Origin of the sequence: Mobiluncus sp. (assembly GCF_034180645.1) — a bacterium.
GTDB lineage: Bacteria > Actinomycetota > Actinomycetes > Actinomycetales > Actinomycetaceae > Mobiluncus.
Map to the genome: position 1 here is coordinate 56,404 of NZ_JAXFNY010000009.1, position 11,783 is coordinate 68,186.

The 11,783-nt window shown below is 57.6% G+C and carries 12 protein-coding genes and 2 pseudogenes; 9 read left to right on the top strand and 5 right to left on the bottom strand.

Going from position 1 to position 11,783, the window contains the following annotated elements:
* Nucleotides 1-9: 9 nt before the first annotated feature.
* Nucleotides 10-255 (top strand): hypothetical protein, encoded by a 246-nt coding sequence (locus tag SPI05_RS03840; protein WP_321076328.1) that lies wholly within the window; start codon nucleotides 10-12, stop codon nucleotides 253-255.
* Here the strand turns inward: SPI05_RS03840 and SPI05_RS03845 are convergent.
* From SPI05_RS03845 to SPI05_RS03860, 4 genes are read right to left on the bottom strand one after another with little or no spacing between them, the layout of a single operon-like run.
* The gene (locus tag SPI05_RS03845) at nucleotides 227-2,533 is read right to left on the bottom strand and encodes an AAA family ATPase (RefSeq protein WP_321076329.1); all 2,307 of its coding nucleotides are present in this window, start codon (nucleotides 2,531-2,533) and stop codon (nucleotides 227-229) included. The genes SPI05_RS03840 and SPI05_RS03845 overlap by 29 nt on opposite strands.
* The gene (locus SPI05_RS03850; protein WP_321076330.1) at nucleotides 2,520-2,726 is read right to left on the bottom strand and encodes a helix-turn-helix domain-containing protein; all 207 of its coding nucleotides are present in this window, start codon (nucleotides 2,724-2,726) and stop codon (nucleotides 2,520-2,522) included. The genes SPI05_RS03845 and SPI05_RS03850 overlap by 14 nt, the downstream gene beginning before the upstream one ends.
* On the bottom strand, nucleotides 2,723-3,370 hold the full coding sequence (locus SPI05_RS03855) for a hypothetical protein (protein ID WP_321076332.1): 648 nt from the start codon (nucleotides 3,368-3,370) through the stop codon (nucleotides 2,723-2,725). The genes SPI05_RS03850 and SPI05_RS03855 overlap by 4 nt, the downstream gene beginning before the upstream one ends.
* Entirely contained in the window at nucleotides 3,370-4,284 is a 915-nt protein-coding gene (locus SPI05_RS03860) for a hypothetical protein (protein ID WP_321076334.1), read from the bottom strand. The genes SPI05_RS03855 and SPI05_RS03860 overlap by 1 nt, the downstream gene beginning before the upstream one ends.
* A 385-nt stretch (nucleotides 4,285-4,669) precedes the next feature.
* Between SPI05_RS03860 and SPI05_RS03865 the strand changes: the two genes are divergently transcribed.
* The 7 genes and pseudogenes from SPI05_RS03865 (at nucleotide 4,670) to SPI05_RS03895 (ending at nucleotide 9,945) form a co-directional block, all read left to right on the top strand.
* Entirely contained in the window at nucleotides 4,670-5,209 is a 540-nt protein-coding gene (locus tag SPI05_RS03865; protein WP_321076335.1) for a sigma-70 family RNA polymerase sigma factor, read from the top strand.
* 149 nt (nucleotides 5,210-5,358) lie between these two features.
* Nucleotides 5,359-5,550, top strand: coding sequence for a hypothetical protein (locus SPI05_RS03870; RefSeq protein ID WP_321076337.1), 192 nt, complete (start codon nucleotides 5,359-5,361; stop codon nucleotides 5,548-5,550).
* A complete protein-coding gene (locus SPI05_RS03875) occupies nucleotides 5,547-5,981 on the top strand; it encodes a hypothetical protein (protein ID WP_321076339.1) in 435 nt (144 codons plus the stop codon). Before SPI05_RS03870 ends, SPI05_RS03875 begins: the two co-directional genes overlap by 4 nt.
* Nucleotides 5,974-7,113: a DUF2800 domain-containing protein gene (locus SPI05_RS03880; RefSeq protein WP_321076340.1), complete on the top strand. Its 1,140-nt coding sequence runs from the start codon at nucleotides 5,974-5,976 to the stop codon at nucleotides 7,111-7,113. Before SPI05_RS03875 ends, SPI05_RS03880 begins: the two co-directional genes overlap by 8 nt.
* A gap of 24 nt (nucleotides 7,114-7,137) precedes the next feature.
* On the top strand, nucleotides 7,138-7,689 hold the full coding sequence (locus tag SPI05_RS03885; protein WP_321076341.1) for a DUF2815 family protein: 552 nt from the start codon (nucleotides 7,138-7,140) through the stop codon (nucleotides 7,687-7,689).
* A gap of 23 nt (nucleotides 7,690-7,712) precedes the next feature.
* Nucleotides 7,713-7,904: a hypothetical protein gene (locus SPI05_RS03890; RefSeq protein WP_321076343.1), complete on the top strand. Its 192-nt coding sequence runs from the start codon at nucleotides 7,713-7,715 to the stop codon at nucleotides 7,902-7,904.
* 79 nt (nucleotides 7,905-7,983) lie between these two features.
* Nucleotides 7,984-9,945, top strand: a pseudogene (locus tag SPI05_RS03895) (DNA polymerase).
* Between the two features lie 3 nt (nucleotides 9,946-9,948).
* Here the strand turns inward: SPI05_RS03895 and SPI05_RS03900 are convergent.
* A pseudogene (locus SPI05_RS03900) lies at nucleotides 9,949-10,830 on the bottom strand (Abi family protein).
* A gap of 440 nt (nucleotides 10,831-11,270) precedes the next feature.
* On the opposite strand from SPI05_RS03900, the gene SPI05_RS03905 reads away from it, so the two are divergent.
* The coding region (locus SPI05_RS03905) for a BRO family protein (RefSeq protein WP_321076345.1) at nucleotides 11,271-11,783 on the top strand (513 nt) is incomplete at its 3' end.

The following is an 11,783-nucleotide window of genomic DNA, read 5'->3' on the forward strand; positions in this document are numbered from 1 at the left end:
ATCCACGCGATGTCGGTTGATATTTGGCTTACTCATAAGAAGTCCTTGCCTTTCGTGATCTTTGGCCCGAGAGTGTCACAATCCTGTTCGCCAAATGAATGCCTTCTTGCGCTTGAGACGGTTTTTCCGGTCGCGCTGATCTTGATTGGCGTCATAGATGATCCGGCGGTGCAGAAAATTCCTGTTTCGACCGACGCGGTTTCTTTTTGCCGGTTTGAGCGCAGGCTCATCTGCTTCTCGCTTCTGCTGGCGTAATGTCGTCCGCGTGTTGTCCATTCATCATCTTGTAGTGCTGTTCTTGTCCCATGAGGGTGAAGATGAGTTGGAAGATGCGGCGTAGTTGGTTGGGGTCGTGGTCTTCGGCGATGAGGTAGGTGTCGTCTTCGAGTCCGCTGCTGTGGTGGCGGATGTAGGTGAGCATGGATGTGACGAGGTGGTAGTCGGCGAGGTCTTCTTGGCCTTGGGCGTCGGTGTGGATGAATTTTTCGCGGTTGTTTTTGAGTAGGGTTGTGGTGAGGTCTGCGTTGTCGTAGCCGCAGAGCTGCAGGAAATAGTGTTCAAGGATTCGGCGGGTGACGTTGAGCAGTGTGATGGAAGTCGTAGCTTCTTTGTATTCGTGCCATAGCGCTGCGTAGGAGTTGAGGACTGGGGAGTAGTTCTCTATCTGGGATGGGGCGTCTTGCCGGTCACGTACGCACAAGGTGACGTTCGAGACGTTGTCGTTCTTTTTGATTAGGTAGTAGGAGGCGTAGCGGTAGTCGCTGAGGTTGGCGTAGGAGACCTCTCTATAGAAGTATGGGTTGTGGGACAGGATGATAATCTGTTTGACGTGGTTGCCTCGTCCGGTGTCGTGGCGGTAGTCAACATTGTTTTGGCAGATTTTGACGAGTTCTCTGATGTGGGCGGCGACGATGAACATTGCGCCGGAGTCCATACTTGAGACCGGGTCGTCGATGACCACGATTTTGTTCCGGGGGTCTTCTGTTTGGTCGAGGCTTCCCTGGATGAGGAAGTAGAAGTAGAGGAAGGCGATGAAGTTTCGTTCGCCTTCGGATAGGTTTTCGGCGGTGGTGCCGTCGAGGCGGACTACGCGGTAGGTGTTTTCCTTGTCTGGGACGTCGTCGAGGTAGAAGCCTTGGAATCCGGATTCTCGCAGGACGGTGTTGATCTGTTCTTTGACGGCGCTTGTGTCAACGACTGAGCCGAGAAGTTGCTGGATCTGCGAGTCGAGGTTCTTTATCGAGGTGCGTGCTGATTGCGCGGTGGCCGTGGCGGTGTTGATCTCGTCTGTGAGTTTCTTGGACGTGGCGCGATAGTTGGTGATGGTTTGAGCAAGGTGCTTGGCGAGGTGCTGCCATACTCGGTTGGTGCAGATCGTGCGTTGCTGTTTCTGGTTTGCAACGACCTCATTGTGAGCCTTGATCGCTTGGTTTGCGTCAGTAATGAGCTGGTTGAGCTCGCCGATCACGTTTGTGACGACGTCGAGCTGTAACTGGCTACTCGGGTTGCTCAGTTTTCGTTCGATGGTTTCCACGTTGGCTTGCAGCTTGGCGCGCAGAAGTTCGACGTAGGTGTCATATTCTTTTGTCTCTAGCTGGGGTGGGATCGCTGCCATTGTTGTGCTGAGCGGAACATTCCATGCTAAGCGTGCGGCGGCCTTATACGTGTCGGCGAAGGTCTGTAAGTCGGCGAGCGACTGTTCGTAGGCGTCGTCGAAGCACTCGACTAGTGTGGTTGTGAATCCTTCGGGGAGTTCTTGCTGGCAGAAAGGGCAGGGGTCTCCGTCGTTGCTGGGGAATGTAGCATGGCCGTGCCTGACCCAGTCAGCGGCGTTGATGTTGTCGATGAATCTGGCGAAGTCAGTGTTAGCCGTGTTGACGATCGCCGCACCCATGAGGTGATCATCGGGAAGCTGAATATCAACGAGCCCGATGAGTGGGTAGGTCATTGCTTGCTTGTCGAAGGCCGCGTTGTAGAGCGTTTCCAGTTCGTTCAGGTCGTGTTCCTTCGGATCGGCTGTGGTGAGTACGGCTTCGGCAAAGGTTTGTTTCCGCTTTCGACCGTGTTGGGTTTCAGGGAACTGATCGCGGATGTCCTTTGACTTGTCCCAGCACTCGTCGTGAAAGTCTGCCGTCAGCTGTTCAAGCTGTGCCTGTTTCGCGGAGGCATCATCTTCGTGGTTTCTTGCTTCGCGGGCGTGTTCGTCGCGGTCTTGGCGGAGGGTGGTGAGTTCTTTTTCTGCCTCGATGTTAGTTTTACCGAGGGTGAAGACGCCGTTGAGTGAACCGTAGGTGGAGAAATTCTCATCAACGAAACCGCGATCGTAGACCATGACTGAGTAGTTGTCTGCATCAACATTCGTGTCCCAGGTCAAGCCGTGGCCTGCGCCCAGGGTGCGTGCGATTGTTGATTTACCTGCTCCGTTTCGGCCGAAGAAGAAATTGAGGTAGCTCAAGTCAACGGTGCAATCCTGAAAGGTGGCTGAGTTGACTGTGATCTGCCTGATTGGGCCTCGCATCTTATCCAATGGCATTCTCCTGATCGAGTTTTCCGTCGCGAAGCCACTGGTCGACTTCCGAGAGTTTGTACTTGTACATTTTCCCGGCCTTGTATGCGGGCAGGCGTCCTTCTTTTGTCCAGTTACGCACGGTGTCCTTGCTGACGCTCAGATGGGTAGCGACGTCGTCAAGGTTGACCCAGTTTTCTATTTCGTTGCCTGTGTTCATGGCTGGCCTCCGATCAGGGTTGGCATGAGCACGCTAATTCCGGCCTGCGCGAGCTCGTGAACAAGATCCACGTTCTTGACCGCCCAGTGGGTGCGGTTGAGCTCATTGAATTTGTCGTTGCCAGATAAATCGAGTTCTTCGAGCAGCTCGTTGATTCGTTGCTGCGGGATTTCTGTTAGAGGTGTGTATTCGATTTTGATTCCGCGCGCACCGTAGCGGATATTCGTGACAGCAGCAAAATAGGCGACCTGCTCCTCGCTGGCTCTACCAAAGTCGTCGTTCTCGTTCATGATGAGCGCGGGGTAGGTTTTCAGCATCTCAATGGCATCTTTGTCGAGTTTCTTCAACTGCTCGCGGTTTGTTGGGCACATGCTTTCAGTCAAGGCACGTTTAGGATCCATAGGGACTGATCGGGTGTTCGGATCAAAATCTGGGGTCACGATCAGCTGGTAATAGTCACTACTCAGAGCAACCTGGATGGCAGGCACTCCCACCGCCGCGACAGGTGTCGGCACCACGATCTGAATTGGGGCGTTGACGGTACCTGCGTGAGCAATCTGAACACCGTTTGCCCCGAGCTGATTGAGAACCATCGCATTGGGTGGCGACGATGGTTCTGCCGGGATGATTTGTCCGTCTGACATCACATCCCCCTGCCAATGTTGAGTGTGCCGACTGAACCAATCTGCTGACTATTCGCCCCGTACTGGTTGAACACAACGTGCGGTGTTACTGCATGGGTCTTCTCGAAATCGGTATCCGCTGAGGTCTCACTGTGATCACTAGCCTGATCGTCGTCGACTATTTCAGCTTCGATAATCTCGTCATCTCCGGAAATACAAGGTTGCGTCGGTTCGGCGGGGTCTTCGTCGTAGCGGGTGATCTCAGGTGTCCAACCCTTGTCGAGGTTGAATGCTTGCATATCGAATCTGCGTGTCGCGTTTGGTGAGGATGCGGGTAGGTGCCATTTGTCAAACGTGCTTTTGCCTGCTGTGTTGCGCACAGTCGGATCCGAGACATATTTCCAAACCCCGAGAATGAGGGATTCGAGGCATATTTCCTTGGCGTCACCGAGCTGGGCTTTGGTGAGGTGTGACTCGTCGGGTAAGAGCGCGACTACCTGATTGTTAGTGATTGCCACGTCGCGCTTGATGGCCGTTCCAAGCATCTGCACGAGGCGAAGCCCCTTGGAATCTACGTCGATGAAGCGGTCAACGAAGTCTCTCGTTCTCGCCAAAGCCTGGGGGAGATCGTTGTCAATCAGATTATTGAATTCGTAAGCAAAATCCTCCCCGCCTACAGGCATATAGGTGGTGTTCCCATCATTTTTGCAGTTACGTAGTTCACTCGTGTTCTGGCTGAAACTCTTACCGGCTGATGGTGGCTCAAATTTTGGGCTCACGATGCGGATAAGCCCGGCAAGAATGTCTGGATTGCTGAGCCCGTCGGATTTTCCGGCGCGGGTGTCGCGAGCCTTCGCTCGGGGAGGAAGTGCTTCTTGGAGCAGCACGAAAAAGGTACCCGCTGTCAGGCGATCCTTGCTTTCCTGCCCTGACATGATCCTCGATTCCGAAATTACAAACCCTATGAACCCTATGAACCTCGGGAACTCTGGCGTCCGAACCTTGCGAACTCCACGTTAGAAAGTGGAGATGCAAGAAGCGACTCCACCGCATCGGCTCCGAGCGAGTGGACTGGTTCCCATCAATTCCTAGGAAATCAGTCTACTTCATTACCGGCATCGGCGCAGTGGCGACGCGGCTCGTGTCTCCGGCCAGGCTCTGATCAAGCCTGTCCTCCAGTTGTCAACTGGGAGACGCGTTCGAGACGCACCTGGCGGGCAGCCCCTCAGCGGGCTGTCCGCCCCTTTCGTCTCAGCCGCGATCCACCAGTAGCCAACACCAGTTCTCGAACGGGTCTCCCTTCACCAGAAGGGAAGCCCCATGGCTACCGAGCCGAAAACAATCACTATCGCGCTCAAGCACGAGCGCACTGAGGAGATCAGCGAACGCTATCCCACCACCACCGCCACCTTTGTCATCACGGCCAGCGAAGCACAGGTCATGGTCGAACGCGACCTGGCTTTGCGTTGTCGCGACGCGGACGATGACGCGAACGTGGAGCCGCGCAGTGTCAGCGAGATTGCTGATGAGCTGTCGAAGCAGGACTACAACTGTGCGAAGAAGCATCTTCGTCACATCCGTTACCGGTCAGTAACCGCCCGCGATGACGACACCGACGTGTCGATCGTCGAGGTCGCGCCTTCTGGTGAGGGGGACGATCCGGCAGAGGCGTGGGCGACCCGGGTGATGGTGCGTGAAGCGCTGGCCAAGCTCGATGTCGAGGATCGCGTCGTGTTGGTCGGGATTCATATGCGCGGCATGACCCAAACCCAAGTCGCGCGCGTATTGGGGGTGTCGCAGCCTGCGGTCGTGAAGCGGCTGCGTAAGGCGGAGGCGCGGCTGCGGGAGTTGTTGTCATGAGACGGTTATATTTCACGGCCCCTCGAAGCCTTCCCTATAGCAAGGCCATCCCAGCCAGTTCCGGCACCGGGTCTTGCGTGAGGGAAGGAAGGCTCATGGGCCACCATCTATATTGTGACCTCGCAGGCACTGCGAACCGCGAGAAGGTCGTGGGACTGCGTAAGGTCACGCTCCGAGAACGTCTCGCCAGGCTCATTCTCGGCGAGACGACGACGGTCACGGTGATCGTTCCAGGCGACAGCGTCGACCAGGTCACCATCACCAACACCAACAACCTCGATGACGACCCTATGGCGCTCGCTCGCGCGGTCGGCGTCACCACGGGTGGTGATCGGGAATGAACGTCACCGAAGCGAACCGCTATATCAGTGCGTTGAACCGTGTTGCTGAGGGTGCGGCGATGCTCGCCCAGGCGATCGAAGAGGCCGCTTGGGAAAGTTTCGAAGACCACGCAGGCATGCCGGGCGCGCGTCCGATCGCAGCTGCCCAGTTGGCTCAGCCAGCACTCGAGGAGGCCGCCGAGGACTACGAGGCGACCCACCAGCCAGGGAACCGGGTACCCGATCCAGAGCCCGCGAAGGCTGAGGAGCCGGAGTCTGAGCCGGTGTCGCTGGAACAAGTGCGCGCCGTCCTCGCCCGCCTCTCGCAGGCAGGCCACACCGCCAAGGTACGCGAACTGATCCAAGCGGCTGGCGCAGCCAAGCTGTCTGAGGTCGATCCAGCCAAATACGGGTGGTTGCTGTCACGGGCGGAGGCGATGACCGATGCCTGACCAACACGCCATGCTTAGTGCTTCTGGTGCGCACCGGTGGCTTTCCTGCCCGCCCTCAGCCGTACTGGAGGCAGGGCTCCCGGAGTCCTCGTCGGCGGCCGCCGAGCAGGGCACGGTCGCGCACGCGTTAGCGGAGTGGAAGCTACGCCGCGCACTCCACGACGCACCAACGATCAAGCCGGTCTCGGACTGGATCGATGCCGAAATGGAAGCGCTCACGGACGACTACGTGGCCTTCATCCAGGAGCGGCTGCGGGACGCGCGTGCCACGTGCGCGGATCCGACTGTGCTCATCGAGCAGCGCCTGGATTTCTCGCATGTGGTGCCGGGTGGGTTTGGGACCGGGGATGCCGTGATCATCGCCGAACCAATACTCCAGATCATCGACCTCAAATACGGGCAAGGGGTCTTGGTGGAGGCCGAACGTAACCCGCAGTTGATGCTCTACGCACTCGGTGCGCTGAACGCGTTCGGGTCGCTCTATGACATCGACGAAGTGGCGGTCACCATCTACCAGCCCCGCAGGAGCAACATCTCCACCTGGCAGGTGCCAGTAGCGGAGTTGGAGACATGGGCGGAACAGGTTGTGAAACCGACAGCTGCATTGGCAGCCATCGGGGATGGCGACTTCGCAGCGGGTGAGTGGTGCCGGTTCTGCAAACTTGCTGCCACCTGCCGAGCCAGAGCGGAGGCGAACCTTGCGCTGGCTAGGTGTGAGTTCGCTCCACCAGCGCAGCTCGACGATGACGAAATCGCCGACGTGCTTGCCAGACTGCCTCAGTTGAAGGCGTGGGCTGCTGATGTCGAAGCCTATGCTCTGTCGCTTGCGGTCAATCAAGGCAAACAGTGGGTGGGTTTCAAGCTCGTCGGAGGCCGCTCGATACGCAAATATACCAACGAAACGGCAGTCGCCAAGACAGCCGAAGCCGCTGGTGTTGATGTGTGGGAGCGAAAGCTGAAAACCATCACTGCTCTCGAGAAGCAGCTCGGTAAGAAACGGTTCGCCGAACTGCTCAGGGATCTCGTGGTCAAACCAGCAGGCAAACCTGCCCTGGTTCCTGACTCCGACAAGAGGCCCGCGCTGGAGATCCAGTCACCGGCAGGCGAATTCACTCCAATTTCAACAAAGTAACCAATAGAAAGAAGGTAAGACAAGATGTCTACAGCGAATCCGACCCGTGTGGTCACCGGCGAAGTCCGCCTCTCGTATGCCAACATTTTCGAAGCCAAGAGTATTCAGGGCGGTAAGCCGAAGTACTCCGTGTCTTTGATCATCCCGAAGTCCGACACCGACACGATTACCAAGATTGAGCGGGCGATTGATGCGGCGATCGAGGCTGGTATTGGCAAGTTCGGTGGCAAGAAACCCAATAAGGCTGCCCTTAAACTCCCGCTGCGTGATGGGGATATCGATCGTGACGATGCGGCGTATGCGGGCGCGATGTTTGTCAATGCCAACTCCACCACACCACCCCAAGTCGTCGATGCTGATCTGCAGCCGATCCTCGACGCGTCGGAAGTGTACTCGGGCTGCTATGCCCGCGTGAGCGTTTCCTTCTATGCGTTTAACACGAACGGGAACAAGGGTGTCGCGTGCGGGCTGGGCAACATCCAAAAGCTCCGCGACGGCGAACCCCTCGGCGGCAACCGCATCTCCGCTGAAGACGACTTCGGCGCCTTCGCTGCCAGCGACGACTTCCTCAACTAGCCAGGGAAGGAAGCGTGATCCTCATGATGTGGGACGTTTTCAACGCCATCACTTTGGCCGTACTGGTGTATGTGGTCATTCCGTTCTGGGGTGCGTGGTTCTTCCACTGGCTCAGAGAGAAGCGCGAGATCCGTAAAGACCGCGAGCGCATCGACCAGCTCATGGCTGACACCGAGGCTGAGCGCGAGCAGTACCGCACGCCCACCAACCCATAACTACCAATCCCCTGGCCGGGAGAACATCCATCAATCTCGGGTGTTCTCCCGGCCCTTAACCCATTGTGGAGCCGATACCGTGCGTGAACTGTTCATTGACATCGAGACCTTTAGCCCTGTTAACCTCAGCAAATCCGGGGTTTACCCCTATGCCGAACACCCTGACTTCGACATTCTCTTGTTCGGCTACTCCATCGACGGTGGCCCCGTCCAGGTGGTTGATCTGGCGTCAGGCGAGTCGCTGCCGGGGGAGGTGGTGGAGGCGCTGGTGGATCCGGGCGTGGTGAAGTGGGCGTTCAACGCGGCCTTCGAGCGCGTCTGCCTCTCAGCCTGGCTCCACCGCCACCACCCAAAACTGCTGGCTGGCCGGAGGTTTCTGGATCCCGGGCAGTGGCGTTGCACCATGGTGTTGTCAGCCTACCTCGGGTTGCCGATGAGCCTCGAACAAGTCGCAACCGTGCTGAGCCTTCCCGTGCAGAAGAACTCCAGGGGTAAGAAGCTCATCACCCAATTCTGCACTCCCGCGAAGCCTACGGTGTTAAATGGCGGAGCAACTCGGAACCCGCCATCATCGGATCCTGCCGGGTGGGAAGCATTCACCGCCTATAACCGCCGCGACGTTGAGGTCGAACTCGCGATCCACGAACGCCTCGCTGCTTTTTCGATGCCTGAGAGCGAATGGGACACCTACGCCTTAGACCAGCAGATTAATGACACCGGGATCTTGCTCGACACCCAGTTGGTGGATAACGCGGTGGCTTGCGACCGCCAACACCGCGCCGCCACCCTCGCTAGAGCCCAAGAGCTCACGGGGTTGGAGAATCCAAACTCGCCGATCCAACTCAAAGGATGGCTCGCCACACACGGCTGCCACATGACCTCACTGGCCAAGACCGAAGTCGTCGCTGCACTCGACACCGCTACGGGTGATGTGCGTGAGGCGTTGGAGCTGCGCGGCGAACTCGCCAAATCCTCAGTCAAGAAGTAGGAGGCGATGCAACACGTCGCCGGGCGTGATGGGCGTGGACGCGGGCTGCTTCAGTTTTACGGCGCGGGACGGACGGGCCGATTCGCAGGCCGCTTGGTGCAGGTCCAGAACCTGCCCCGCAACTACCTCCTAGACCTCGATGAGGCCCGCGCGCTCGTGCGGACGGGAAACTTCGAGGCAATTGGGCTGCTGTATCCGTCGGTGCCTGACACGCTGTCCCAGTTGATCCGTACCGCCTTCATCCCCGCGCCGGGGAACCGGTTCGTGGTTGCTGATTTTTCGGCGATCGAAGCCCGGGTGATCGCGTGGCTCGCCGGAGAAACCACCACCCTCAAAGCGTTTGAGGAGGGCAAGGATCTGTACTGCGAGACCGCCAGCCGGATGTTCGGCGTCCCCGTCACCAAACACGGGGCGAACAGTGAGCTGCGGCAGAAAGGTAAGATCGCAGTTCTCGCGTGTGGTTATCAAGGCGGTGTCGGTGCGCTGAAAGCTATGGGTGCCCTGCAGATGGGGCTAGCTGAGAGCGAGTTGCAGCCATTGGTGGATGCCTGGCGGGCAGCCAACCCCAACATCGTCGACCTCTGGGCGCAGATCAATTCCGCCGCGATCGACACGATCTCTACCCGTCAACCGACTCGTGTCGGGCCGCTGACGTTCTCGGTGGAGTCCGGGATTCTCTTCATTGAGCTGCCGTCCGGGCGCAGGCTCGCCTATGTGAAACCGAGGTTGGGGGAGAACCGCTTCGGTGGCACCTCGATCCTCTACGACGGCACCGTGACCGGACGGAAATGGGGCACTCTGGAGACCTATGGCGGAAAGCTCACCGAGAACATCGTCCAGGCCATCGCCCGCGACCTGCTCGTATACGGCATGCGCCAGGTAAGCCTGGCTGGGCACCGGATCGTGATGCACGTCCACGACGAGATCGTCACCGAAACCACCACCGCCAGCGTCGAGGAAATCTGTGTCCTCATGGCCACCGTGCCCGAGTGGGCGGCGGGGTTGCCGCTCGCAGCTGATGGGTATGAGTGCGACTTTTATCGTAAGGATTAGCAGTTAGAAGCTGTGATTCCAGTTTTCTGGTAGGCCCAAACTGGTGGGGTTGACAAGAGGGTTTGCTAAGAACTCGTTGTTAATGAGGCTGCTGATTTTGTTTGGCCAGGTTGTTCCTGGCGATGTGACGCGGATGAGACCCGCCATAACAGTGAGGACACCGAAAATTTGTCCGCTTTGCCCGAGGGGCAGCGACGCGAATTGCGGGAGCGTTCGTAATGCTGCCGTCGGTGCCGGGGCGAAGGATTTGTTCCACAGCCTAGCGTGGTGTGCACAGAAGTTACGGACGATAGTCAGTTGTTCCATCCATCGCACGAGCGGTGATTGGAGTTTGGTTTTGCGTTGCTGGTTTTTCGACAGTGCTGTCAAGTCGATGACGAGTCCCATGTCCTCGGCGATTTTTCGCTGGTCAGATGCCGGTAATCATTCGTAAAGGCGTGAAATGTCAGCGAAATCGAGCACCTCAGCTAGTACCCAAAACGGGTATTGGCTGTCGTAGGAGTCTCGGTAATGCTTGATTGCTTCATTGTTTCTGCCTGCACGGTTGATGCGTTTGTCGAGTGTCGTCATCCATTTCTTGTGGTTAAACGTCGGGCGAAACCGTTGCGGATCGGTGTAAGCAAGTGGGTCGGTTGCGGTCAGCGCTTCCCCTATGCGGGTGCGCATCGCAATTTCGACGCGTTCCATTCCGTCATGTACAAGTGCACGTAGTTTGCGATCTGCTTCGTAAAGCGCAACAGCATCACTGAAACGAGTGCCCAGTGTGAACGTATCTTGGCGTACGTCGTGTGCCGAGACGTGTCGGGCAGGATACCAATACGCTGATAGCCGGTAATAGCTGACGAAACTAAGCCATTGGGATGCGACGTCGGTATCGACTTGCATACCGCGAGAACGTAGCAGATCGATGTGTTGAGCGATTGTCGCTGCTTGTTTTACCGGCTTGCTCAATATGTTGCCTCCGACCCTGAATAAAGATCCAGCCCACTCCCGACCGAAGTCGAGGCGGGCTGAACGATTGAGTCAAGTATAGCTCGATCGATACTCCGGGAGTCAACTGGAAGATGATTCCGCAGGCGCAGGTTGCGGTTGCGGCTCCAACACCCCGGTGACCTTGGTTGAGAACAACGAAGACCGACCCTGGACTCCCACCTGGGCGGGTAGCGGAACCGGTCATGTTGCCATCCAGGTTATGTCACAGCTCAGAGCCGCGCCAACCCAGTTTTCGGTGTGTGGTTATAAATCCAGCCTGCTCGAAGCCCTCCTGGTAGGAAGCCACATACTCTGTCGCATGTCCATCTCGGCTTCCTAGGAAGGAGCCGATCATGGCTGCCAATACTCTCCAGGCATTCACGAATGATGCCTTTGGAACGATCCGCACCGTCGAGCAGGAGGGCGCGGTCTATTTCTGTGGCCGGGACGTCGCCACTGCACTCGGATATGCCAACCCCAACAAGGCTATTCAAGATCACTGCAAGGGGGTTCCGTTTCGTTACCCCCTGGATACCGCTGGTGGTATCCAGCAGGTCAGGTTCATTACCGAGGGTGACCTGTACCGGCTCATCATGTCCTCCAAGCTCCCGGCCGCGCAGCAGTTCGAGGTTTGGGTGGTTGATGTGGTGTTGCCGACAATCCGCCGCCACGGCATGTACGCGATCGACGACCTCCTGGCCAACGACGAGTTTCTCGAGCGGGCGATCGTGCAGCTGCGGGCCGAGCGAGCCAAGCGGCTGGCCGCCGAACAAGCCTTGCTTGAGGCTGCCCCGAAGATTTCCTACTACGACATCGTGTTGCAGTCAGACTCGTTGCTGACGACGACCGAAATCGCCAAAGATTAC